At 69.3% G+C, this 22294-nt stretch carries 23 protein-coding genes and 1 pseudogene; 8 read left to right on the top strand and 16 right to left on the bottom strand.

Annotated features, from left to right (window positions below):
- Positions 1 to 57: 57 nt before the first annotated feature.
- Positions 58 to 1344, top strand: coding sequence for an MFS transporter (locus ACFQGD_RS26585; RefSeq protein WP_345405089.1), 1287 nt, complete (start codon positions 58 to 60; stop codon positions 1342 to 1344).
- On the opposite strand, the gene ACFQGD_RS26590 is transcribed toward ACFQGD_RS26585, so the two are convergent.
- Together ACFQGD_RS26590 and ACFQGD_RS26595 are read right to left on the bottom strand one after the other, a co-directional pair.
- Positions 1339 to 2748 (bottom strand): phytoene desaturase family protein, encoded by a 1410-nt coding sequence (locus ACFQGD_RS26590; RefSeq protein WP_345405092.1) that lies wholly within the window; start codon positions 2746 to 2748, stop codon positions 1339 to 1341. The two genes, ACFQGD_RS26585 and ACFQGD_RS26590, sit on opposite strands and share 6 nt — an antisense overlap.
- A 103-nt stretch (positions 2749 to 2851) precedes the next feature.
- Complete coding sequence (locus ACFQGD_RS26595) at positions 2852 to 3469, bottom strand: TetR/AcrR family transcriptional regulator (RefSeq protein ID WP_345405095.1); 618 nt, start codon at positions 3467 to 3469, stop codon at positions 2852 to 2854.
- Between the two features lie 78 nt (positions 3470 to 3547).
- Between ACFQGD_RS26595 and ACFQGD_RS26600 the strand changes: the two genes are divergently transcribed.
- Positions 3548 to 4897: a cytochrome P450 gene (locus ACFQGD_RS26600; protein ID WP_345405098.1), complete on the top strand. Its 1350-nt coding sequence runs from the start codon at positions 3548 to 3550 to the stop codon at positions 4895 to 4897.
- 2 nt (positions 4898 to 4899) lie between these two features.
- Here ACFQGD_RS26600 and ACFQGD_RS26605 read toward each other — a convergent pair whose 3' ends face one another.
- Together ACFQGD_RS26605 and ACFQGD_RS26610 are read right to left on the bottom strand one after the other, a co-directional pair.
- Positions 4900 to 5121 (bottom strand): hypothetical protein, encoded by a 222-nt coding sequence (locus ACFQGD_RS26605; RefSeq protein ID WP_345405101.1) that lies wholly within the window; start codon positions 5119 to 5121, stop codon positions 4900 to 4902.
- Between the two features lie 130 nt (positions 5122 to 5251).
- Positions 5252 to 5719, bottom strand: coding sequence for a hypothetical protein (locus tag ACFQGD_RS26610; protein ID WP_345405104.1), 468 nt, complete (start codon positions 5717 to 5719; stop codon positions 5252 to 5254).
- 103 nt (positions 5720 to 5822) lie between these two features.
- Here ACFQGD_RS26610 and ACFQGD_RS26615 point away from each other — a divergent pair, with 103 nt between their 5' ends.
- Complete coding sequence (locus tag ACFQGD_RS26615; RefSeq protein ID WP_345405107.1) at positions 5823 to 6248, top strand: MerR family transcriptional regulator; 426 nt, start codon at positions 5823 to 5825, stop codon at positions 6246 to 6248.
- Positions 6249 to 6287: 39 nt separating this feature from the next.
- Positions 6288 to 6917 (top strand): TetR/AcrR family transcriptional regulator, encoded by a 630-nt coding sequence (locus ACFQGD_RS26620; protein ID WP_345405110.1) that lies wholly within the window; start codon positions 6288 to 6290, stop codon positions 6915 to 6917.
- Between the two features lie 2 nt (positions 6918 to 6919).
- Here ACFQGD_RS26620 and ACFQGD_RS26625 read toward each other — a convergent pair whose 3' ends face one another.
- Positions 6920 to 7792, bottom strand: a complete 873-nt coding sequence (locus ACFQGD_RS26625) for an alpha/beta fold hydrolase (protein ID WP_345405113.1) — start codon at positions 7790 to 7792, stop codon at positions 6920 to 6922.
- Positions 7793 to 7894: 102 nt separating this feature from the next.
- Here ACFQGD_RS26625 and ACFQGD_RS26630 point away from each other — a divergent pair, with 102 nt between their 5' ends.
- Entirely contained in the window at positions 7895 to 9196 is a 1302-nt protein-coding gene (locus ACFQGD_RS26630; protein ID WP_345405116.1) for a glycoside hydrolase domain-containing protein, read from the top strand.
- 40 nt (positions 9197 to 9236) lie between these two features.
- On the opposite strand, the gene ACFQGD_RS26635 is transcribed toward ACFQGD_RS26630, so the two are convergent.
- On the bottom strand, positions 9237 to 10445 hold the full coding sequence (locus ACFQGD_RS26635; RefSeq protein WP_345405119.1) for a pyridoxal phosphate-dependent aminotransferase: 1209 nt from the start codon (positions 10443 to 10445) through the stop codon (positions 9237 to 9239).
- Between the two features lie 91 nt (positions 10446 to 10536).
- Between ACFQGD_RS26635 and ACFQGD_RS26640 the strand changes: the two genes are divergently transcribed.
- Together ACFQGD_RS26640 and ACFQGD_RS26645 are read left to right on the top strand one after the other, a co-directional pair.
- Positions 10537 to 11166, top strand: coding sequence for a winged helix-turn-helix transcriptional regulator (locus ACFQGD_RS26640; RefSeq protein WP_345405122.1), 630 nt, complete (start codon positions 10537 to 10539; stop codon positions 11164 to 11166).
- 115 nt (positions 11167 to 11281) lie between these two features.
- On the top strand, positions 11282 to 13609 hold the full coding sequence (locus tag ACFQGD_RS26645) for a hypothetical protein (protein ID WP_345405125.1): 2328 nt from the start codon (positions 11282 to 11284) through the stop codon (positions 13607 to 13609).
- A 29-nt stretch (positions 13610 to 13638) separates the two neighbouring features.
- On the opposite strand, the gene ACFQGD_RS26650 is transcribed toward ACFQGD_RS26645, so the two are convergent.
- The 10 genes from ACFQGD_RS26650 to ACFQGD_RS26695 form a co-directional block, all read right to left on the bottom strand.
- Positions 13639 to 14421: an IclR family transcriptional regulator gene (locus ACFQGD_RS26650; protein ID WP_345405128.1), complete on the bottom strand. Its 783-nt coding sequence runs from the start codon at positions 14419 to 14421 to the stop codon at positions 13639 to 13641.
- Between the two features lie 59 nt (positions 14422 to 14480).
- Positions 14481 to 14867: a 4-carboxymuconolactone decarboxylase gene (gene pcaC, locus ACFQGD_RS26655; RefSeq protein WP_345405131.1), complete on the bottom strand. Its 387-nt coding sequence runs from the start codon at positions 14865 to 14867 to the stop codon at positions 14481 to 14483.
- The gene (gene pcaD, locus ACFQGD_RS26660) at positions 14864 to 15631 is read right to left on the bottom strand and encodes a 3-oxoadipate enol-lactonase (RefSeq protein ID WP_345405134.1); all 768 of its coding nucleotides are present in this window, start codon (positions 15629 to 15631) and stop codon (positions 14864 to 14866) included. The genes pcaC and pcaD overlap by 4 nt, the downstream gene beginning before the upstream one ends.
- Entirely contained in the window at positions 15631 to 16968 is a 1338-nt protein-coding gene (pcaB, locus tag ACFQGD_RS26665) for a 3-carboxy-cis,cis-muconate cycloisomerase (protein WP_345405137.1), read from the bottom strand. The genes pcaD and pcaB overlap by 1 nt, the downstream gene beginning before the upstream one ends.
- Positions 16961 to 17500 (bottom strand): protocatechuate 3,4-dioxygenase subunit alpha, encoded by a 540-nt coding sequence (gene pcaG, locus ACFQGD_RS26670; RefSeq protein WP_345405140.1) that lies wholly within the window; start codon positions 17498 to 17500, stop codon positions 16961 to 16963. Before pcaG ends, pcaB begins: the two co-directional genes overlap by 8 nt.
- Positions 17493 to 18209 carry a protocatechuate 3,4-dioxygenase subunit beta gene (gene pcaH, locus ACFQGD_RS26675; RefSeq protein WP_345405143.1) on the bottom strand — a complete coding sequence of 239 codons (717 nt, stop codon included), beginning with the start codon at positions 18207 to 18209 and terminating at the stop codon, positions 17493 to 17495. The genes pcaG and pcaH overlap by 8 nt, the downstream gene beginning before the upstream one ends.
- Positions 18209 to 19384 carry a thiolase family protein gene (locus ACFQGD_RS26680; protein ID WP_345405146.1) on the bottom strand — a complete coding sequence of 392 codons (1176 nt, stop codon included), beginning with the start codon at positions 19382 to 19384 and terminating at the stop codon, positions 18209 to 18211. The genes pcaH and ACFQGD_RS26680 overlap by 1 nt, the downstream gene beginning before the upstream one ends.
- Positions 19381 to 20112, bottom strand: coding sequence for a CoA-transferase subunit beta (locus ACFQGD_RS26685; RefSeq protein ID WP_345405251.1), 732 nt, complete (start codon positions 20110 to 20112; stop codon positions 19381 to 19383). The genes ACFQGD_RS26680 and ACFQGD_RS26685 overlap by 4 nt, the downstream gene beginning before the upstream one ends.
- 23 nt (positions 20113 to 20135) lie before the next feature.
- On the bottom strand, positions 20136 to 20954 hold the full coding sequence (locus ACFQGD_RS26690; RefSeq protein WP_345405149.1) for a CoA transferase subunit A: 819 nt from the start codon (positions 20952 to 20954) through the stop codon (positions 20136 to 20138).
- Positions 20955 to 21095: 141 nt separating this feature from the next.
- Positions 21096 to 21443: a LacI family DNA-binding transcriptional regulator gene (locus ACFQGD_RS26695; protein WP_345405152.1), complete on the bottom strand. Its 348-nt coding sequence runs from the start codon at positions 21441 to 21443 to the stop codon at positions 21096 to 21098.
- 361 nt (positions 21444 to 21804) lie between these two features.
- On the opposite strand from ACFQGD_RS26695, the pseudogene ACFQGD_RS26700 reads away from it, so the two are divergent.
- Positions 21805 to 22170: pseudogene (locus ACFQGD_RS26700) on the top strand (sugar phosphate isomerase/epimerase family protein); the annotation flags it as partial.
- Positions 22171 to 22294: the final 124 nt, after the last annotated feature.

Below are 22294 nucleotides of genomic sequence, written 5' to 3' on the forward strand. Positions count from 1 at the left end.
CACCGTGCTGGCGTTGGCCACGAACGTGACCGCCCCTGCTGAATTCTGGCCTTCGTCGTGACAGTCCCCGAGGTCACGACACCCGCGACCGCGGCGGTGCAGCGCAACACGATCCGCGCCCTGGTCGCGGGCCAAGCGCTCGGCGGGCTCGCCGTGACGTCGGGTGCGGCGGTAGCGGTGCTGCTGGCCGAGCAGATCCTCGGCTCGCCCGCACTGGCGGGTCTCGCGCAGACCGCACAAGTCGTCGGGGCAGCAGGCGGTGCGTTCGTACTCGCGCGGCTGATGAGCGCGCGGGGCAGGCGCGCCGGGCTCGTCGCTGGCTACGGCATCGGGGCGCTGGGCACCGGGTTGTGCGTGCTCGCGGGCGTCATCTCGTCGTTCACCGCGCTGCTCGTAGGCACCTTCGCGATCGGCTGGGCGACGGCGGCCAACAGCCAGGCCCGCTATGCCGCGACCGACCTCGCCGAACCGGGCGGCCGGGCTCGTGCGCTCGCCGTCGTCGTCTGGGCGACAACGCTGGGCGCCGTGGCAGGACCGAACCTCACCGGACCAGGAGCCGCGGTGGCACGCTGGCTCGGTATTCCGGAGATCACCGGCATCTTCGTGCTGGCTTTCGTCGCCGCGGTGGTCGGCACCGGGGTGTTGTGGCTGTTTCTGCGACCCGATCCGTTGCTGCTCGCGCGGGAACACGCGGCGGCGCGCGGCGAGGACACGACGTCACGGGTCGGCCTGCGGCGGGTGTGGTCGGTGGTATCCGCACGTCCCCAGGCCCTCGCGGCGATCGTCGCCATCGCGGTGTCGCACGGCGTGATGTTGTCCGTGATGGTGATGACGCCGGTTCACATGAACAACGGCGGCGCGGCGCTGACCGTAATCGGGTTCGTCATCAGCGTCCACGTGCTGGGTATGTTCGCGTTCTCGCCGGTAGTCGGCTGGCTGACCGACCGGCTCGGCAGGGCACCGATGCTCGCTGCGGGCTCGGTGTTGCTGCTGGCGTCGGTGGCGCTGTCCGGCACCGCACCGGAGGGACACTCGGTCGCGTTGACCGTGGGACTGTTTCTGCTCGGGCTGGGCTGGTCGTTCAGCCTGATCGGGGGCTCCGCGCTATTGGTGGACGTCGTGCCGTTCGCGGAACGTCCCGCGACTCAGGGCGCGTCCGACCTGGTCATGGGCGTGTTCGCCGCCGTGGCCGGTGCCGCGGGCGGTGCGGTCGTGGCGTTCTGGGGCTTCGCCGTGCTGAACATCGCCGCCGGCGCACTGTCGCTCGCCGTTCTCGGCGCCGCCGTCGTCGCGCGAGTCCCGCGCTCCGGAGCCGCGAGTCCCGAGGTCCAGTCGGGGTCATAGCGCCCGCAGCGCGGACGTCGCGGCGTTGTAGCCACCCATGCCGTGCACCCCGGCTCCGGGAGGCGTCGCCGCGGAGCACAGGTACACCCCCTTGACGCCAGTGCGATACGGGTCGACCGCGATCCGGGGGCGCATCACGAGCTGCACCGGGGTGTTCGCGCCGGTGATGATGTCGCCGCCGACGTAGTTCAGGTTGTACGCGGCCATCCGCGACACCGACCGCACCGACATCTCGGCGATGCGCTCCCGCACACCCGGTGCGAACCGCTCTATCTGACGGATCACCGCCTCCGTGGCGTCGCCGGTATAGCCGTGCGGCACGTGTGCGTACGCCCAAATCGGGTGGACGTCGCCCGCCGACCGGCTCGGGTCGGCGAGGTACTGCTGCGCGACGAGCACGAACGGTCGCTCCGGCATCCGTCCGTAGTGGATGTCGCGTTCGGTTTGGACCATCTCCTCCAGCGTGCCGCCGAGATGCAGCGAACCGGCACGTCGGCACGCCTCGTTGCGCCACGGCACGCCGTCGTGCACCGCGAGGTCCACCTTGTACGCCGCGGGCGCGTGCCGGAACCGCCGGTAGGCGCGACGGACCCGCGCGGGCAGCCGGTCGCCGAGGATGTCAACAGCAGCACCGGGCGTGACGTCGAGCATCACGACGTCGGCGGGCGGCAACTCGTCCACCGACCGCACCCGCACACCAGTTTCGATCGTGCCGCCGTGTTCGGCGAGGATCGCGGCAAGCGCTCCGGTGATCGTCGCCGACCCACCTTCCGGTATCGCCCAGCCATGTCGATGCGCGATCGCGACCATCATCAAGCCGAGTGACGCCATGGCTGGCCGGGTCAGCGGGTGGTAGACGTGCGCGGCCGCCCCGCCGTAGAGCGCCCGGGCTCGGTCGGTGCGCCACCGTCGCGCCAGCGACGTCGCGGACCGCAACGCTCGCGGGCCGAACCGCGCCAGCCGCACCGGATGCTTCGGCACGTGCAGCATCGGCCGTAGGAGGTCCTCGGCCAGGTCGTCGAATCCCTCGGCCAGCGGCCCGAACAGCGACCGCCACGCATCGCCGTCCGGGCCGAGCCCAGCAGCGGTGTCCTCAAGGGAACGCACCAGCACGCCCGCGTCGCCGTTGTCGAGCGGGTGCGCCAGATCCACCTCGGGCCAGCGCCACCGCACGCCGTAGCGCTCCAGGTCAAGCGAGCGCAGGAACGGCGAGCCGATGCCCATCGGGTGCACCGCCGAGCAGTGATCGTGCAGTACCCCCGGCAGGGTCAGCTCCCCGGTGCGGGTGCCGCCGCCAATCTCGTCGGCGGCCTCCAACACCGTCACCGACAGCCCGGCCTTGGCCAGTGTCACGGCAGCAGCCAGTCCGTTCGGACCGGAGCCCACCACGATCGCTGTGCTCATCGCGTCATACCACCGCGCTCCCGCATCCCGCGAGCCTAGAGGGTGCCCACCCGCCTCGCCGTGTCCCCCGTTCCCGACGCTGTGTTCGGCGTTCGGAACCACCTCACTGGTGCATGCTCGTCGCGAACTGGTGCGCGGCGGCGTCCACGATGTCCTCGCCGGTCGCGTCGATCTCGCCGTTCAACCATGCCACCATCAACTCCGCGAGCCCGCCGATGAACAGCAGCGCGTTGATCTCGTCGCGTGGCGACGGCAGCGCGTCCTCGCCATAGAGTTCGCTCGCCTGCGTGACGACGAGCCGCGCGAACGTCCGCAGCAACTGGTGCCGCCGTTGACGCAGGACCTCCGTGCTGGCCGACTCGATCAGTACTGCTCTGCCAATGCGGGGGTCCCCCTCGATGACCTCCATAAACGCCGCGATCGCCGCACGTCCTCGTTCCGCTGGGTCGCCGGTGGCCCGACCCAGCGCGTCGAGCACGATGTCGCTCAGCTGGTCGGCGATCCGATCCATGACGGCGACGAGCAACTCATCCCGGTTGCGGAAGCTCTCGTAGAAGTAGCGCTCGGTGAGCTTCGCGGTCGCACAAACGGCGGTCATCGTCGTGCGTGCGCAACCCTGCGTGCCTAGCAGTTCGAGACCCGCGTCGAGTAGCTGTTCCCTGCGCTGGGCCTTGCGGTCGCTCGCACTTACCCCGCGGTAGGGGCGCGTCGGTGTCGGCACGCCCCCATCTTGACAGACGTCCAATAGGAGTCGATGCTTAATTCTTGACAGAGTGTCCTGTCAACTTGGGAGACGCCGATGAGCACCGTCCTCGCCCCAGCTCCGCCGCGAAGCGATCTCGTACCGATCCCCGGTAACCACGGACTGCCGATCGTCGGCTACACCGCCCGTTACATGCGCGACCCAGTCGCGCTGTGGCGGGAGCGATACGAGCGGTACGGACCGGTGTCGTGGTTCGGCGGTTTCGGCACGCGATTCGTATCGGCACTCGGTCCGGACGCCTGCGGCGCCGTGCTGGCCAACCGGGACCGAGCGTTCGCCAACGGCGACAGCTGGCGCCACCTGATCGGGCCGTTCTTCGACCGTGGCCTGATGCTGCTCGACTTCGACGAGCACATGGCGCATCGACGGATCATGCAGCAAGCCTTCACCACACAACGCCTCGCGCGGTACGCCGAAGGACTGAATACCGCTATCGAGGCTGGCCTGTCCGGCTGGCGGCCACGGCCCGACTTCCGGGTGTATCCCGCGACCAAGACATTGACCCTCGATCTGGCGACCAGCATCTTCATGGGCGGGGCGGAAGGGACCACGCGTTCACAACTCGACCGGATGAACAAGGCGTTCATCGACTGTGTACAAGCGGGCACCGCGATCATCCGGTTCCCGATGCCCGGCGGCCGGTGGCGACGCGGCCTGCACGGGCGCGCGAAACTGGAACGGTTCCTACGGCAGTACCTGCCGTCGCGTCGCGCGGACAACGGAGACGACCTGTTCAGTGCGCTGTGCCAGGCGGAATCGGACGACGGGCAGCGCTTCAGCGACGACGACATCATCAGCCACATGATCTTCCTGCTGATGGCGGCGCACGACACGTCCACCATCACGATCTCGACGATGATGTCCTATCTCGGCCAGCATCCGGAGTGGCAGCAGCGGTGCCGGGAGGAGTCACTGGCGCTCGACGCCTATCCGGATCACGACCAACTAGCGCATCTGGAGTCGCTGGACATGGTGATGAAGGAAGCCATGCGGCTGGTGACACCATTGCCCACGATGGCACGCAATGCGGTGAAGGACACCGAAGTGCTAGGTCATTTCGTACCGCAGGGGTCGTTCGTCGTCGCGACGCCAATCTTCACCCATCACATGCCCGAGTACTGGCCGGAGCCGGAGCGGTTCGACCCTGGCCGGTTCGCACCGGATCGGCGCGAGGACAAGGTGCATCGCTACGCCTGGCAGCCGTTCGGCGGTGGAGTGCACAAGTGCCTCGGCATGCACTTCTCCACCGTGGAGGTCAAGCTGGTCATGCACCACCTGCTCCGACGGTTCACCTGGGGCGTTCCGCCAGACTACCGCGCCCCGATGGACTACACCTCGCTACCGTTTCCGAAGGACGGTCACCCGGTCGACCTCCGGGCGCGGTGACGTCAGGGCTCGCGCTCGGCGGGTCGGTCGTCGTTGGCGCCTGACCAGTCCCCTACCGGCGAAAGCCCCGCGTAAGCACGAAGGCCACGGGCGGCGCGCAGGCGTCCACTGTGGTCGGTGAAAGCGAACGCGCTCAGGTAGCGGGCGGAGAAGAAGTTCGCACGCCAGGCGTACTCGTCACGGCCGCCGGTCTCGCCGTCTGGGAGCGGTCCTGTCAGGAGCATGCGTGCACCATGATGCTGCCGCGTCCGTTCCGGACGGAGATAGCGTTCGAACCACGCCAGCGTGTAGTAGTCGACCGAGGGACACGACGTCAGGAACGAGGGACACGACGCGGGCGGGCGCCAGGTGGCGTCAGCCAACAGCCTCCCTGCGGCGGTCGAGGAGGAGACCGAGCGTGATGCCGTAGACCAGGTGCAACACCAGCGTCGCCACCGCGATCTTCGGCGTGACAGCCGTGCCGAACAAACCCCAGCCCAGGTACGGCAGCCACACCAGTCCCATCAGCGCCCACAGCACCGCCCCGTAGCCCGTGGCCACCCGTATGTTGACCCGGCGCACCAGCACGGCGAGCACCGCACCGGCCACCGCGCCATACCCGAGGTGGGAGACGACGGCCAGCACGAGGCGGGCGGATTCCGGTAGCGCGCCGAAGGTTTCCGCGACCAGAGCGGCGGGGATTGGCTTGGGCATGGGCGCGACACCGCTGGCCACTCCAGCGAGCATCAGCACGCTCATCGCGACCGTCGCGAGGGCGCCCCAACCAGCACCAGCGGGAACACGGGACCAGCGGGCGACTCCTCGTGAGTTCGTAGTTGTCATGACGAGCACGCTAAGCCTGTACCTCACTACCGGTTTCCACTCGCTGTGATCGAAGTCACTCCCAGTTGGAGCTGATACCCACGTACCGGATTACCCTCGCGCCATGGATACCGCGCCGACCACGCTGCGTTCGGGTCAGGTCGCCACCGAAGCGGGCGTCAACCCGCAGACCCTGCGCTACTACGAACGCCGCGGCCTCATCGCCGAGCCCACCCGCAGCCCGGGCGGCCACCGGCTCTACCCTGCCGCGACCGTCCGTCGGTTGCGAGTGATCAAAGCAGCGCAGCGACTCGGCTTCACGCTCGACGAGGTCGCCGAACTGATCGACGCGGGCAGGACCGGCATGAGCAAGGACACCGGCCTACGTGCCAGCGCGGAGGCGAAATTGGTGGACGTCGAACGCCGGATCGCCGACCTCGACGTTATCCGCCACACCCTGCGGCGAGCGCTCGACGCGGGCTGCGACGACCTGACCACGTGTGCGAGCGCGTCCGACTGCCCGTTGCCGTTCACCGAGATCACGCACTGACACCGAACCCGCCATGACCGCTCTGCGACACTTCCCGGTATGACGACCGCGGAAAACGGCAAGCCGCGCGCCACGACTGGCAGGCGCAGGGGGCGGCCCGGCTACGATCTCGACTCACTGTTGCAGGTCGCGGCCAGGCTGTTCTACGAGCGCGGCTATGACGGGACCAGCATGGACGAACTGGCCCGCAAGCTCGGCATCACCAAGTCCGCGATCTACCACCATGTCTCCGGCAAGGAGGAGCTTCTGCGGCTCGCCGTCGACCGCGCGCTGGACGGCCTTTTCGCCGTCGCCGATGAGACGGAGCGGCTCGACGGCCGCGCGATCGACAAGCTGGAACACCTGGTCAGAGGCAGTGTGCTGGTACTGTCCGAGCGGCTGCTGTATGTCACCCTGCTGCTGCGGGTGCGCGGCAACACCAAGGTCGAACGAGCCGCGCTGGCCAAGCGGCGCGAGTTCGACCACATCGTCGCCCGGCTGGTAGCGCAGGCGGAAGCCGAGGGCGACATTCGGCCAGACGTCGATCCCGCGATCACCGCGCGACTGCTGTTCGGCATGGTGAACTCCTTGATCGAGTGGTACAAGCCACGCAGTAACACCAACAGCGCCGCATTGGCCGATGCCGTGACAAAGGTGGCCTTCGACGGTATTCGGCAACCGAGGGTGTGACGTCACCCGCCCACCAACTCGCGCACGCCCGCCGCGAACGCGGTGGGGTCCTCTACCTGCGGATAGTGCCCCAAATCAGGCAGCTCGATGACGCTGGCGGCCGGGCGTAGCTCGCGGAGGCCGTTCAGCACGTTCGTCGTCGCGACCGGATCCCGCAGCCCCCAAAGCAGACCGAGGTCGCCATCCCACTGCTGGACCGCGCCATGCCAGCGCTTCGCGTAGCGCACCCGCTCTCGCACATACCCGCACAACAGGTGCGCGATCCGATGGCCGTCGGCGTTGCTGACCAGCGCCCACTGCGCGGCGGCTTCCTCATCCGACAACGGATGCGTCGGTGAGAACAGCCGGGCGAACTCCCTGCGGAACAACGTCGGATTCGCCAGCGATGCCGCCACCGGGCCAAGCGGGCTGAGCAGCACCTTCTGGATCGGCCGTAAGCTTGCTCGCGACACGATCAGCCCGCCGTTGGACAGCACCACCCGCCGCAGCGTGAACGGCAACGCGCCCGCGCGGTCGCGTGCCATCAGCTCGGTCGCCACCGAGGTGCCCATGTCGTGCGCGACGACGTCGACCTCACGATGTCCGAGCCGCGCCAACACCTCGACGACGACGTCGGTGTGCTCGAAGATCGTATACGTATGCGGACGCGGCTTGTCCGAGAAACCGAAGCCGAGAAAGTCCAGCGTGAGCGTCGCGCGATCCAGCAGGTCGAGCACCTGGCGGAAGTCGTAGCAGCTGGACGGGTAGCCGTGCAGCAGCACGACAACCGGACCGTCGCCTCCGATCTCGCGCACGAAGATCCGGCCCGCCGCTGTCTCCAGCCAGCGTCCACCCGCACGCCACTCGGCCACGGGCTCCGGTATCCCACCGCTCATGGCGGACGACCCTAGCCGCCGTCGTCACTGATTCGAGCGAACCCTGCGGACCAGCGTGTCCAAATCCTTCATGATCGACGACGTCATGTCGATCATGACGACATGAACGGTCGTCGCGTCATCGCCAGGATCGCGTTCGTCCTGGTATTCGTCGTCACGGTCGCGTTGCTGCCCCCGCCTTATCTCTTCGCCAAACCAGCGACGTCCGTCGACTATCCGAAGCGCGCGACCGTGACGCAGTTCTCCGGCCTGGCGTTCGACACCTGCTCCGCGCCGTCGCTGTCGACGATGCGCAAGTGGCGATCCTCCCGCTATCGGGCCATCGGCATCTACATCGGAGGGGTGACACGGGCATGCAGCCAGCGCCACCTGAGCAAGAGCTGGGTCCACGGCGTCACCGCGATGCGCTGGCGACTGGTGCCGATCTACACCGGCAAGCAAGCGCCGTGTCGCGACCACGTGAAGCAGTTCCTGATCAAGCCGAAGCAGGCACGTGAGCAGGGACGTCGCGCCGCGAGGCACGCCGTCAAGCGCGCGGGACGGCTCGGCCTGCTGCCCGGCAGCGCGCTGTACCTGGACATCGAGTCCTATCCGACGTCGCGTCACCGTTGCCGCAAGGCGGTGCTGCGCTACATCTCCGGCTGGACGACGGCGCTCCACCGGCACGGGTACCTCTCCGGGGTGTATGTCGCGGGCGGGTCCGGGGGCGTCCACCTGGCCGCGGCGCATGGCTCCCGCGCCTACGCACGACCAGACGCGATCTGGGTGGCGCAATGGGACGGCAGCAAGAAGCTCTTCAATCTCCCCGGCGTTTCGGATCGATACTGGTCGCACGGTCAGCGCGGCAAGCAGTTCCGGGGACCGCACCGCGAGAAGCACGGCGGCGTCGCGATGACCATCGACAGCAACCGGTTCCGTGCGCCGGTGGCGACCGTGGCACGGCAGGTCCGCGTCACGAGCTCCGTGCCGTTGAAGGGCCGCAAGCACCCCACGAAGAAGGCCGCGATCATCACCACGTACCGACCTGGCTCGACCGTCGGGGCCGTGTGCCAGCGTCGTGGCGCGAAAGCGGCGGGTACGCGGGTGTGGAATCTGCTCGCCAACGGCACCTACGTCTCCGACCGGTTCGTCAAAACCGGCGGTAAGGGGCTACCTCGGTGCGCCTACCCTTATCAGGTCGCACGCACCGATCGGCTGAACAAGCGCGCCGGACCTAGCACCCGGCACGCGCTTGTGGGGGAGGTATACGGTGGCGGGCTTGTGAAGGTCGTCTGCCAGCGACGCGGGTCGAACGTCTTCGGTAACCGGGTGTGGAACAAGCTGGCCAGCGGCACCTGGGTCAGCGACTACTACCTGGCGACGCCGTCCCGACGCGGATTCAGCAAGCCAATCCGGCGGTGCTGAAGCGGCGACGTCGGTCACGTTCGTCCCGACGTCGCCGATCTCACTGCGCGTAACCGTCCAGGAAACGCCCGATACGCCGGATGGCTGTCTCCAGCTCGTCGGCCTCCGGCAGCGTGATGATGCGGAAGTGATCCGGCCGGGCCCAGTTGAAGCCTGTCCCCTGTACCACGTGGATCTTCTCCCGCAGCAGCAAGTCGTAGACGAACTTCTCGTCGTCATGGATCCGGTGGACGTCGGTGTCGATGCGAGCGAAGGCGTACAGCGCCCCGCGGGGCTTGACGCAGGACACGCCGGGGATGTCGTTGAGAGCGTGCCAGGCTCGGTCCCGCTGCCGCGTGAGCCTGCCGTCCTCGGCGATCAGCGCGTCAATGGAATCGTCGCCGAGCGCGGCTTCGATGGCGTGCTGCGCCGGACCATTCGGGCACAGCCGCATCCCAGCGAGCATCGTCAGCCCTTCGAGGTAGTCCTTGGCGTGATCGCGCGGGCCGGACACCACCAGCCAGCCGGATCGGAACCCGGCGACACGGTGGCTCTTGGACAGACCACTGAACGTCAGGCACACGACGTCCGGTGCGATGGCGCCGAGATGATGGTGCCTGGCGCCGTCGTAGACGATGCGGTCGTAAACCTCGTCCGCCAGGATCATCAGGTTGTGCCTGCGCGCCAGCTCGGCGATGCCGCGCAGCAGCTCGTCGGAGTAGACCGCGCCGGTGGGGTTGTTCGGGTTGATCACCACGATGGCCTTCGTGCGGTCGGTGATCTTCGCGGCGATGTCAGCGAGATCCGGCTGCCATTCGGCCTGCTCGTCGCAGTGGTAATGCACCGCGGTACCACCCGCCATGCGCGTCACCGCGGTCCACAGCGGATAGTCCGGACTCGGCACAAGCAGCTCGTCGCCCCCGTCGACCAGCGCGTGCACCGCCATGGTCGCCAGCTCGGAAACACCGTTGCCGAGGTAGACGTCGTCGGCGCCGAGCTCGCTGAAGCCGCGCCGCAGGTAGTAGTCGGCGACAGCCTGCCGCGCGGACAGCAGCCCACGCGAGTCGCCGTAGCCATGTGACGTCGAGAGCGCGCGGGTCATGGCGGTCAGAATCGAGTCAGGCACCTCGAAGCCGAACGCGGCGGGGTTGCCGGTGTTCAGGCGCAGCACCGAGTGACCCGCCGCTTCGAGCGCGTTGGCCTGCTCGACGACTGGTCCCCTGATCTCATAGCAGACGCCCGCGAGCTTGCTCGACTGCCTGAACTCCATCTGGCCCTCCTGTCGCTGTCGTGGGTGCAGCCTACTTGGTATTTCCAAGTCACTGCTTGGAAGGTCCAACTTCTCGGCTAACCTGGTGCGCATGTCGCGTCGTACCTATGCGCACTACTGCCCCGTCGCCCGCTCACTTGACGTCGTCGGCGAGCGCTGGACCCTGCTGATCGTGCGCGAGCTGGCGCTCGGGCCCCGCCGCTACACCGACCTGCACGCCGACCTCCCCGGCATCAGCACCGACGTCCTCGCGGCGCGGCTCAAGGACATGGAGGCCAACGGCCTCGTGGTACGGCGCAAGCTGAGTGTCCCCGTGTGGGTGTACGAGCTGACACCGCGCGGGCGCGAGCTGGTGCCGGTGCTGGCCGAGCTCGCGAGTTGGGGATCCGCGCTGCTCACCGACAACCCCGACCCTACCGACGCGCTGCGTGGACACTGGTTCGCCATCCCCGTCGCCACCGCGCTGCGGCAGGCCGCCGATGGCGCCACCGGCACCGCTCAGGTGCGGGTGGACGAGCACGGCTGGCACCTGCGCGTCGGCCCGGACGACGTCACGTTCATCTCCGACGAGGACGTCGCGGATGTCGACGTCCTCGTGCGCCTCGACACCGCGACCGCCACGGCCCTGGCCCGCGGTGACACCCGCCTGGACAAGGCCGTGGCCGACGGTGACGTGCGGGTGGAGGGCACCTCGTCGCTCGCGGCGGCGCTCGCGAGGTGAGGCCGGTGTCGCTCGTTGGTGCCCGCGCACAACGAAGTCTGTGCGCCGATCTCTACTGCTGAGCTGATCACGGTGCCACCATGCGAAGTCGGGCAACCGGCAGAAAGGCACGCTGATGGCACCCTCGCGCACGACCCGGATCGGCAGCCTGGCAGCGGCCCTCGCGGTGGTGACTCAAACCGCGGTACTCGCGGTGGTGACCGGGGCGGCGGTCCCGGCGAGCGCAACGGCATCGCCGGACGAACCATCCTCGCTGCCCACGGTGACATCGGGCGCGCGGCCAGGCCCCGACGTCCTCTACGCACCGCCGCCGGACGCTCCGATCCTGGCCAACCACAACCCGCGGTTCGACGCCGAGCCGCTGCTGGTGTCCGGCGCCGACGCCTACCGCGACGGCGAGTACCTGTACCAGGACTTCCTCTACGACGACTGCGGCGCCAACTCCGACGGCGCTGGCGCGGACTCGCAGTCGGCCTGCGCGGGTGACGTCACCTATCCAACCGACGACGCTCGATTCGGTGGCAACGCCGCTGATCTGGTCGAGTTCCGCATCGCTACCCGACAGAATCGCGTGATCTACCGGCTCACGTTCAACACGCTGCTTGAGCGCGACTCCACCATCGCGGTGATCGCCTTCGACGTCGATGGCGACAACAGCACCGGTGCCGCCACGCTGCCGCGCGACCCCGGCGCGCCGTTCCCTGGCACGGACGAAGTGATCACCGCGTGGGGCACCGGCGCCGAGCACACCTCGTTCGCCAGCGGCACGACGACCCCGTTGCGAATCCGCACCGACCTCGACGCCAACCAGATGACCATCACCGTGCCACGCGGCGTGAGCGACCCGAGCGGCACCTGGGAGGCCACCGTCGCCACCGGCCTGCACGACGTCGACAGCGGTGGCTGGCTCCGGCCGCGACCCACCGCGGACGACGAGACCCCGGGTGGCGTGGGCCCGCTCGACACCACGCCGTCGGGCGTACTCAACCTGGCGTTCCGATTCGAGGAGCCGGTGCTCGGCCGCAACACGCCGCCAGACACCCGGCAGGCTGAGGCGATCGCGGCGCACGAACCAACCAGGTTCAGCCATCCGATCGACTTCGACGCGCTCGACGCCGGGGTGCGCCGGGACTCGATTCCCGAGCACGGCACCACGATCCGGATGTTCCCGAGCAGGCTCGACCTCGGCGAGGGCCGCGACCTCGACGGCGGGTTCCCGCAGTACCACGGCCAGCTCCAGCCGTACAGCCTCTACGTGCCGGCCAACTACGAACCGGGCGAGCCGACCGGCCTGACGCTGGCGCTGCACTCGCTCGGCCAGCGGTACTGGCAGTACAACGGCACCACTGGCATCCAGCAGATCGGCGAGGCCCGCGACAACCTCGTCGCCACCGCGTTGGCGCGCGGCCCGGACGGTTGGTACCAGCACGAGGCCGAGTTCGACGTCTTCGAGATGTGGAACGACATCGCGCGGCACTTCGCGCTCGACCCCGAGCGCGTGGCGATCAGCGGCTACTCCATGGGCGGCTACGCGACATACCGGCTTGGCACGCTGTATCCGGATCTGTTCGGCAAGGCGTTCAGCACCGTTGGGCCACCCGGTGACGGCATCTGGCTGCCGCCCGCCGCGCCCACCGGAGGGATCGAGACGCTCACGAACCTGTGGTTGGAGAACGCCCGCAACGTGCCGTACCTCAACGTCGTCGCCGGTGAGGACCAGCTGGTGCCGATCGTCGGGCCGCGCGCGCAGAACCTGGGCGCGCCCGAGGCCGGGGTGCGCGGCTTCGACCAACTCGGCTACCGGTTCCGGTTCGTGGTGTATCAACCAGCCGATCACTTCGCGCTGGCCGCACTGGGCTACGACATCCCGATGGCGACCGACTTCCTCGGCGACGCCCGGGTGGACCGCGACCCGCACCACGTGACGTTCGCGCGGGTGCCCGCCAGCGACGACCCCGCTCTCGGTCTAGTGCATGACCACGCCTACTGGGTCGCTGACTTGCGGCTGGCCGATCCCTCGGCGTCCGGGGGCACGCCCGCCAAGGGCGTCGTCGACGCGTTCAGCCACGGTTTCGGGCGCGGCGACGCGCCCAGCACATCCGGCTCCGGCGCCGGGGTGGAACCGCTGCCGTACACCGAGGTCAACCGGACCTGGGGCGAGCATCCCACCATCCCGGTGGCGAACCGGCTTGACCTTGACCTAACCAATGTCGGCTCGGTGTCGCTTGACCTGGCGCGGGCGCGGCTGGACGCGCGGGCGCCGTTGACGGTGACGACAACGGCCGACAGCGACGGCGAGGTCCGGCTCGCCGGACGGTTCGTGCCCGCGACCCGAGTGCTGCGGGATGGCGAACCGATCGACGCCGACATCGGACCGCGCGCCGCGCGGCTACCGGTCGCGGCAGGCAGCCACACCTACACGCTGCTGCCGCCTGGTCGCTGACCGAAGAAGGTGACCGCGGGGCCGGGGAATCATCCCGCCGCGGCGAGGTCCTTCTCGATCCGTTCGCAGGCAGCCAGCAACGCGGGCAACATGTCGCGGCGGAGCGCGTCGACGCCGGTCCTGCTGGCGTGGGTGGAGACGTTGACGGCGGCGACAACCGCTCCCGACCGGTCCCGCAGTGGTGCCGCGATCGACCGCAAGCCCTCCTCCAGTTCCTGGTCCACCAGCGCCCAGCCTTGCTGGCGCACCCGCGCCACCTCATCGCGCAGCCGCTCCGGCGAGGTAATGGTCTGCGACGTCAACGGCTCCAGTCTGGCCTCTGTCAGGTAGGACTCGAACGCATCGTCGTCGAGACCGGCGAGCAGGACGTGGCCCATCGACGTCGCGTACGCGGGAAAACGGGTCCCGACCGTAATGCTGACGGTCATGATTCGGGACACCGCGAACCGTGCGACGTAGACGACGTCGGTACCGTCCAACACGGACACCGAACTGGACTCGCCCACCTCAGCGGAGAGCCGTTCCAGGTGCGGCTGCGCCACCTCGGGCAACGTCATGCTCGACAGCACCGCGTAGCCGAGTTCGAGCACCCTCGGCGTGAGCGAGAAGTGCTTGCCGTCGGTGCGCACGTATCCCAGGTCCGCGAGGGTGAGCAGGAAACGCCGGGCGGCGGCCCGGGTCAGTCCTGTCGACTTCGCGACGTCGGACAGCGTCAGTTGCGGCGCATCGGCGTGGAAGGCGCGGATCACCGCGAGCCCGCGAGCGAGAGACTGCACGAAATGCACGCCGCGCTCGGACTCGGTGTCAGTCATCGCTCACTCCTTCCTGCACCAGATCCACCGCTGGCAGCCACACCCATGACCACGCGAGCCTAACTGGCGGTCGGATCGCCCAGTTCGGCGAGCGTGCGCTTGGCGATGGCGAACGCGGCGTTCGCCCTGGGTACCCCGGCATAGACGCCGGTCTGCAACAGGACCTCACTGATCTCGTCCGCACTCAGGCCGTTGCTCACCGCGGCCCGCACATGCATCGCCAACTCGTTCTCGCACCCAAGCGCCGTCAGTACCGCGAGTGTGATGCAGCTTCGCGTCCTGCGGTCCAACCCATCACGACCCCACACCGCGCCCCAGGCGGCGCGGGTGATGTAGTCCTGGAACGGGCGCGTGAACTCGGTGGTGCCCGCGATCGCGCGATCGACGTGCTCATCGCCGAGCACCTCGCGACGTACCGCCATGCCGTCGGCATACGAGTCGGTCACGATGCCTCCTTGAGGTGGTCGAGCAGCAACGACGTCACCGCCTCCGGCCGCTCAGCACTGCCGAGGTGCGCGGCGTCGTCGATCACCTCGAACCGCGCGCCTGGCACGCCGTCGGCGATGCGCTGGCCATGCTCCGGCGGGGTCGCTTGATCCTTGGCGCCCGAGATGACCAGCGTCGGTGCGGTGATGGTGCCCAGGGCATCGAGCAGGTCCATCCGCTCGATCGCGCGGCAGCACCCCGCGTAGCCCTCCGCGGGTGTCGCCGCGACCATCCGCTGGTAAAAGTCGATCCAATCGGGGTGCGCCGCGGCGAACTCAGGGGTGAACCAGCGGCCGACCACGGCTTCCGCGACCGCGCCAGTGCCGTGCTCGGACACCATGCGCGCCCGCTCGGCCCACATCTCCGGTGGGCCGAGCTTCGCCGCCGTGCAGCAGGCCGTCAGACTCGCGATCCGGTCAGGGCGGTGCGCGGCCAGCCACATGCCGAGCATCCCCCCGAGCGAGAGCCCCACCCAGTGCACCCGTGCCACACCGAGGGCGTCCAGCAACTCGGTCGCGTCGCCGCCGAGGTCGTCCATGGTGTACGGGCCGGGCGGCACCGGGGAGCCGCCGTGACCTCGGTGGTCGTGGCGCACCACCCGGTATCCGGCATCAGCGAGCGGAGCGACCTGCGGCTGCCACATCCGCACGTCGCTGCCGAGCGACCCGCTCAGCACGACGACAGTGCCGTCATCGGGTCCATCGCTAACGTAGTGCGGTTCCATCAACCCTCCTTACGTGCGTGATGTTGGCGCAGTGCTCGCTCCACGAACACCCGGGCGCTGCCCAGATAACTCGCCGGGTCGAGCAGTTCCGCGATGCGCTCCGCACTGAGGTACGCACCGACCACCTCATCCGCCGCCAGCGCGTCGACCAGCGGCTCCCCCGCCACGCAGCGCGCCGTGACGGCGTCGTGTGCCTTCGCCCTGCTGACGCCATGCTCGGTGACGAGCTCGCTGGTGACTCGTTCGGCTAATGCGTACCCGCCGGTCAGCTCGGCATTGGCGCGCATCCGATCGACGTCTATGTGCAGCCGCTCCAGGCTGGTGCGCAGCCAGCGCGCCGCGCTCCCCGTGCTGCGCAGCAGCTCCCGCAGCGGACGCCACTCGGCATGCCAGCTGCCAGCTGCCCGTTGATGCTCGTGGGCCGATGCGCTGAGCAGCGTCGCCACCAGGCCGGGTGCCTGCGCGGCGGCGGCAGCGGCCGATACCGCCGCTATCGGGTTTCGCTTGTGCGGCATCGTGGACGACCCGCCGGACCCGCCCGGTCCTTGCTCGACGACCTCGGCGACCTCGGTCTGCGCCAGCAGCGTGATGTCACCGGCGATCTTGGCGACGGACGCCGACACCCCGCCGAGCGCGCCCGCGAGGGTGGCGACCCTGCCACGCTCGGTGTGCCACGGCAGCGCTGGTTCCGCGAGACCGAGGTGCACCGCGAGGCGTCTGACGACGTCCGGTCCATGCTCGCCCAGCGCCGCCAGGGTGCCCGCGGCACCGCCGCACTGCACCGCGAACGTGCCAGACAACGTGGTGAGCCGGTCCGCGGCGCCATCCATTCCGGACAGCCAATTCGCCGCGGTCAGCCCAAAGGTGACGGGCACCGCGTGTTGCAGCAAGGTGCGTCCCGGTTGGACGGCATCGACGTGTGCGCTCGCCAACCGAGCTAGATGATCACCGCACGCCTCGACGTCCTCGGCCAGCGCCGCGACCGCGTCCCGGGCGATCAGCATCGCGGCGGTGTCCACGACGTCCTGACTTGTCGCTCCGAAGTGGACGAACCCGGCGGCTTCCCCACCAACACGTTCCGTGAGCGCGCGCACCAGTGGTGCCGCCGGATTGCCAACCTCGGTGGCCGCGGTGCCGATCTCGGCCGCGTCGTAGAATTCCGCGCGGCACTGCGCGGCGATGGCCTCCGCGTGCGCGGCGGGGATCAGCCCGGCGTCGGCCTCGGCCCGAGCGAGCGCGGCCTCGACGTCCAGCATCGCCCGCAGCCATGCAGCATCGCCGACCAGGTCGGCCACCGGACCGGCCGCGAGAACGCCGTCGAACAGTCCATCAGACATCGAAGAACACGGTCTCCCGCTCGCCCTGAATCCGCACGTCGAAGCGGTAGCCGTCCTCAGCCCGAGTGGCGATGAGCGTGTCGCGCCGGTTCGCTGGCACCGATGACAGCACCGGGTCGTCGGCGTGCTGATCGGCGTGGTCCGGGAAGTAAACGCGGGTGACGACGCGGTGCAGTAGCCCGCGCGCGAACACCGAGACGTCGATATGCGGCGCCTGCCCCGGCACCGCGCCGGGCAGGACGGTGTGGATGGCGTAGCCGCCGTCACGGGTGTCGCTGCGACCGAAGCCACGCCAGCCGGGTGCTGGTCCCCACGAGTCGTCCGGGTGGTCGAACCGGCCGTTGGGATCGGCCTGCCAGGTCTCGACCAGCGCGTCGGTGATCACCTCGCCGGCGCCATCGAGGACCCTGCCGCGAAGCCACGTCGCGCCCGGCGTGCCCTTCGGTACGACGTACGGCCCGTCGTCCCACGTCAGCCCGATGTGCAGGTAGGGACCGACGGTCTGCGACGGCGTCGTCGCCAACTCAGCCATGGTGGTCCTCAAGCGGGGTGGCGTCCCTGCCGCGCAGCACGATGTCGAACTCGAACGCCAGCGCCCATTCCGGCTGCGTGCGGTCCAGGTCGAACCGCGCGATCAGGCGGGAGCGCGCACGCTCGGGCACCGAGTTGAAGATCGGATCCTGGCCGAACAGCGGGTCGTCCGGGAAGTACATCTGGGTGACGAGCCGCTGCGTGAACGACCGGCCGAACAGCGAGAAGTGGATGTGCGCGGGCCGCCAGGCGTTGTCGTGGTTGCGCCACGGATAGGCGCCAGGCTTGATGGTGACGAACTCGTAGCGACCGTCCGCGTCGGTGAGGGTGCGGCCGACACCATCGAAGTTCGGGTCGAGCGGACTCGGCCAGCGGTCACCGGTGTGGCGGTACCTGCCGCCCGCGTTGGCCTGCCAGATCTCGACCAGCGAGTCCGGGATCGGGCGGCCATCGGCGTCGAGGACCCTGCCGTAGACGATGATGCGCTGCCCGATCGGCTCGCCCGCGTGCTGCCGGGTGAGGTCGTGGTCCAGCGGGCCGATCCTGCCTGGTCCGAGCAGCGGCCCGGTGACCTCGGTGAGCCGGTGCGGCAGCAACGTGAGCGGCTGCGTCGGGTGCCGCAGCGCAGTGGAGCGGTAGCCCGGCGAGTCGAGGGGCGGATGGCTCTTCGTGTCCCGCCGATATCCCACGAGCTTCTCTTGGGTCGTCATCACACCTCCAACACGACCGCGAGTCCCTGCCCGACGCCGATGCACAGCGCCGCGAGGCCCCAGCCGCCACCGCGACGTCGCAGCTCCCGGGCCAGTTGCGTGATCACGCGGCCGCCGGACGCGCCGAGCGGGTGGCCGATGGCGATCGCGCCGCCGTTGACGTTGACGATCTCCGGGTCCAGCTCGGGCCAGTCCGCGAGGCACGCCAACGACTGCGCGGCGAACGCCTCGTTCAACTCGACTGCCGTCAGGTCCGACCAGCCAATGCCCGCGCGGCGCAACGCGGTCGCCGCGGCCTGGACCGGCCCAATGCCGAACTCGTGCGGCTCGACACCGGCCGCTCCCCTGCCCGCGATCCGCGCCAACGGCGTGACGCCGAGCCGATCCGCGGTGGGCTGGTCGCCCAGCAGCAGCGCGGACGCGCCGTCGTTGAGCGGTGACGCGTTGCCTGCCGTGACCGTCCCCTGTGGACGGAACACGGGCTTCAGCTTGGCGAGCTTGTCCGGCGTGGTGTCGGGACGGATGCCCTCGTCCCTGGTGAGCTCGGTGCCTGGCACCGCGACGACGTGGTCGTCGTAGAAGCCGTTGTCCCACGCCTTCGCGGCGAGTTGGTGGCTGCGCAACGCGAACGCGTCCTGCCGCTCGCGCGAGATCTGATACTTGTCCGCGATGATCTCGGTACCCTCGCCGAGCGAGACGGTCCACTGCTCGGGCATGTCCGGGTTGACCATGCGCCAGCCGAGCGTGGTCGAGTGCAGCGTCTCCGGGCCGGCCGGGAATCCCTTGGCGGGCTTGAGCAACACCCACGGTGCGCGGCTCATCGATTCGACGCCACCGGCGACGGCCAGCGAGGCGTCCCCGACCGCGATGGTGCGGGAGGCGTGCATGACGGCGTCCATGCTCGACCCGCACAGCCGGTTCACCGTGGTGCCCGGCACCGACGTCGGCCAGCCCGCGAGCAGCGCGGCCATGCGTGCGACGTTGCGGTTGTCCTCACCGGCCTGGTTCGCGTCACCGAAGACGACCTCATCGACGTCCCCCGGGTCGAAACCGGTGCGCTCGGTCAGCGCACGCAGCACATGCGCGCCGAGATCGTCCGGTCGCACGCCAGCCAGCGCGCCGCCGTAGCGGCCGAACGGCGTGCGCAGCCCGTCCAGGATATAGACGTCAGTCACTTGGAGGCCTCCTTCAGTGCCCGCAGCACCGCGAGCTCGTCGGATGTGGGGGCGGGCGTGGTGTCCAATTCGGCGGCGATGCGCAGTTCCCATCCGGTCGCCTCCCGCACCTGGTCCACCGTCACGCCGGGGTGCACGGCCGTCAAGACCAGCTCGTGGGTATCGGGATCGGGCCGGAACACGCCGAGGTCGGTGATCACCAGCGTCGGACCGGCCCCGCGCAGGCCGAGTCGTTGCCGGTCACCGTTACCCCTGCCGTGGCCGAACGACGTCACGAAGTCGACCTTGTCCACGAAACTGCGCTTGCTCTGCCGCACCACGACGTACACCTCGTGGCAGTTGGCGGCGATCTCCGGCGCGCCACCCGCGCCGGGCAGTCTGACCTTCGGGGTGGCGTAGTCGTCACCGATCACCGTGGTGTTGATGTTGCCGAACCTGTCCAACTGCGCCGCGCCGAGGAAGCCGACGTCGATCCGGCCCGGCTGCAGCCAGTAGTTGAACACCTCGGGCACGCTGATCACCGCGTCGGCGGTCTCGGCGAGGATGCCGTCGCCGATGGAGGCGGGCAGCCAGTCCGGTTTGGCGCCAAGGGCGCCGGACTCGTAGATCAACACCAGGTCGGGCGCGTGGGTGCGGCGTGCGACGTTCGCCGCGGTCGACGGCAGGCCGATGCCGACAAAGCACCGCTGCCCACCGGACAGGGCGCGCGCCGCGGCGACGGACATCATCTCGTCAGAGGTGTAGTCGGAGGTCACGTCCTCACCGCCTCTCCGCTCTTGACCCGCTCCACCCAGCGTTCGAACTCCGCGCGGTCACGGCTGATGGCATCCCAGGCCGCGTAGTAGGCGTTGTCGCGCTCGGAGTAACCGTGCGCATACGACGGATGCGCGCCGCCGGGCACTTCTGCGACCCGGTCCACCACCCACGACGGCAGCACGACGCCGTCCGGTACCGGCTCCAGCTCGTCGACGACCTCTTCGACCGTCACCAGGCTGCGTCGCGCGGCGAGCACCGCCTCCTTCTGGACGCCGACGAGCCCCCAGAGCTGGACGTTGCCCGCCCGGTCGGCGCGCTGGGCATGCACGATCGCCACGTCCGGGTTGATGGCGGGCACCGCGGTCAGGGTCTCGCCGGTGAACGGGCACGTGATCGGCTTGATGGTGTCGGTGACGTTCGGCAGATCGGTGCCGACATACCCGCGCAGCACCGCGAACGGCAGCCCGGACGCGCCCGCCACGTAGCGGTTCGCCATCCCGGCGTGGCTGTGCTCCTCGATCTCGAGCGGCACCGGCCAGCCGTGCTGCACGGCGTCGCGGAAGCGGTGCAGCGAACCGACGCCGGGGTTGCCGCCCCAGGAAAACACCAGCTTGCGTGCGCAACCGGCACCGATCAGCTGGTCGTAGATGATGTCCGGCGTCATCCGCACCAATGTCAGGTCACGCCTGCCCTGGCGGATGATCTCGTGCCCCGCCGCGACCGGAATCAGGTGCGTGAACCCTTCCATGGCGACGACGTCGCCGTCGTGCACCAGCTCGGCGACGGCGTCGGACAACGACGCCAGCTCAGCCACGATGCCACCCCATTTCGCGCTCCACTTGTTCGCTATGCGTACGAAAGTTCTACATATGAACATAGCGCGGCGTCTGTGGGGCGTCAACGGCCGGCGCGGTGAATGACGCCTTCGCCGCGCCCAACGCAGGCACAGCGTCGTTCACTGCACGCGCGCCTGCCCGGTGGAACCCCGGATAGCCAGGTGCGAGGGCAGTACGACGTCGCGGCGCGGCGTGTGGTTGCGAACCGGATCACGCATCGACAGCAGCAGGTCGACCGCGACCCGCCCGGCCTCTTCGAACGGGCCCGCCAGCGTCGTCAACGGCGGGGAGCAGAAGTCGGCGCCAAAGATGTCGTCGTACCCGACGACGCTGATGTCCTCAGGCACTCGCACGCCGCGCTCGGCAAAACGGCGCAGCATGCCGATGGCGAGCAGGTCGTTATGCGCGATCGCGGCGGTGGCCCCGCTGCCGAACGTCGCGTCGGCCGCCGCCGCGCCGCCGTGCACCGCGCGTGCCGTCGACGTGGTCGACGATAGCGCTCGGCACCCCGCTGACCTGCCTGCTCACCAGCGTCAGCCGATGGTTCGACGCGAGTTCCTTGATCGCCTTGTCACGCATCCGGCTCGCCGCGATGACGAAACCGTCCACCGGCCCACCATGCGGCTGCGGGTCGCCGACGGCTCGCCGCCGTGGTGGGAACCGATGCGCACGTCGACGCTCGACGTCGAGCGCGCCGACCCTCTCGCGCGGCAGCTCGCCCACTTCCGCTCGGTGATCACCGGGGCGGAACGGCCGCTGGTGACCGGGCGAGAAGGGCTGGCGACGTTGCGGGCCACCCAGGCGGTCGCTGACGCGACCAAGACCGGCGACCTCATCGCGTCACCGCTGGCACCGGAGCGGGTGCGCGAGCGCTGCGAGTACCTAGGGCTGTCGATCGACCTGTACCAGCCGTTCCGCGACTTCGAGGCGGTCTCACCTGAGCAGCTGGAGCGGAACCTCCGACGGGCGCGGCACAAGTTCGAGCTGATGCGCCGCCTCGGTGCCGACACCGTGCTGGTGTGCTCGTCGGTGTCCCCGGACGCCGTCGACGACGACGACCTCGCCGCCGAACAACTCCACCAGCTCGCCAGCGAGGCGGCCGAGCATGGGATACGGATCGCGTATGAGGCGCTGGCCTGGGGGCGGCACGTCAACACGTGGCAACGCTCGTGGGAGATCGTGCGACACGGCGACCAGCGCGGCGAGTACTTCCATTGCCATACGGAACTGCTCGGCTCCCGGGTGTTCTTCGAGGTGGTGCAGCGCGTCGACGGCTACACCGGCTACGGCGCGGTCAACGCCCCAGTGCGGATGGCCG

Origin of the sequence: Haloechinothrix salitolerans (assembly GCF_042662605.1) — a bacterium.
GTDB lineage: Bacteria > Actinomycetota > Actinomycetes > Mycobacteriales > Pseudonocardiaceae > Haloechinothrix_A > Haloechinothrix_A salitolerans.

What these genes read in the sequence shown, in the direction of transcription:
- ACFQGD_RS26590 (WP_345405092.1), bottom strand. Translation starts at nt 2,748, where the DNA reads ATGAGCACAGCGATCGTGGTGGGCTCCGGTCCGAACGGACTGGCTGCT.
- ACFQGD_RS26600 (WP_345405098.1), top strand. Translation starts at nt 3,548, where the DNA reads ATGAGCACCGTCCTCGCCCCAGCTCCGCCGCGAAGCGATCTCGTACCG.
- ACFQGD_RS26605 (WP_345405101.1), bottom strand. Translation starts at nt 5,121, where the DNA reads ATGCTCCTGACAGGACCGCTCCCAGACGGCGAGACCGGCGGCCGTGAC.
- ACFQGD_RS26610 (WP_345405104.1), bottom strand. Translation starts at nt 5,719, where the DNA reads ATGACAACTACGAACTCACGAGGAGTCGCCCGCTGGTCCCGTGTTCCC.
- ACFQGD_RS26615 (WP_345405107.1), top strand. Translation starts at nt 5,823, where the DNA reads ATGGATACCGCGCCGACCACGCTGCGTTCGGGTCAGGTCGCCACCGAA.
- ACFQGD_RS26620 (WP_345405110.1), top strand. Translation starts at nt 6,288, where the DNA reads ATGACGACCGCGGAAAACGGCAAGCCGCGCGCCACGACTGGCAGGCGC.
- ACFQGD_RS26625 (WP_345405113.1), bottom strand. Translation starts at nt 7,792, where the DNA reads ATGAGCGGTGGGATACCGGAGCCCGTGGCCGAGTGGCGTGCGGGTGGA.
- ACFQGD_RS26630 (WP_345405116.1), top strand. Translation starts at nt 7,895, where the DNA reads ATGAACGGTCGTCGCGTCATCGCCAGGATCGCGTTCGTCCTGGTATTC.
- ACFQGD_RS26635 (WP_345405119.1), bottom strand. Translation starts at nt 10,445, where the DNA reads ATGGAGTTCAGGCAGTCGAGCAAGCTCGCGGGCGTCTGCTATGAGATC.
- ACFQGD_RS26640 (WP_345405122.1), top strand. Translation starts at nt 10,537, where the DNA reads ATGTCGCGTCGTACCTATGCGCACTACTGCCCCGTCGCCCGCTCACTT.
- ACFQGD_RS26645 (WP_345405125.1), top strand. Translation starts at nt 11,282, where the DNA reads ATGGCACCCTCGCGCACGACCCGGATCGGCAGCCTGGCAGCGGCCCTC.
- ACFQGD_RS26650 (WP_345405128.1), bottom strand. Translation starts at nt 14,421, where the DNA reads ATGACTGACACCGAGTCCGAGCGCGGCGTGCATTTCGTGCAGTCTCTC.
- pcaD (WP_345405134.1), bottom strand. Translation starts at nt 15,631, where the DNA reads ATGGAACCGCACTACGTTAGCGATGGACCCGATGACGGCACTGTCGTC.
- pcaB (WP_345405137.1), bottom strand. Translation starts at nt 16,968, where the DNA reads ATGTCTGATGGACTGTTCGACGGCGTTCTCGCGGCCGGTCCGGTGGCC.
- pcaG (WP_345405140.1), bottom strand. Translation starts at nt 17,500, where the DNA reads ATGGCTGAGTTGGCGACGACGCCGTCGCAGACCGTCGGTCCCTACCTG.
- pcaH (WP_345405143.1), bottom strand. Translation starts at nt 18,209, where the DNA reads ATGACGACCCAAGAGAAGCTCGTGGGATATCGGCGGGACACGAAGAGC.
- ACFQGD_RS26685 (WP_345405251.1), bottom strand. Translation starts at nt 20,112, where the DNA reads ATGATGTCCGTCGCCGCGGCGCGCGCCCTGTCCGGTGGGCAGCGGTGC.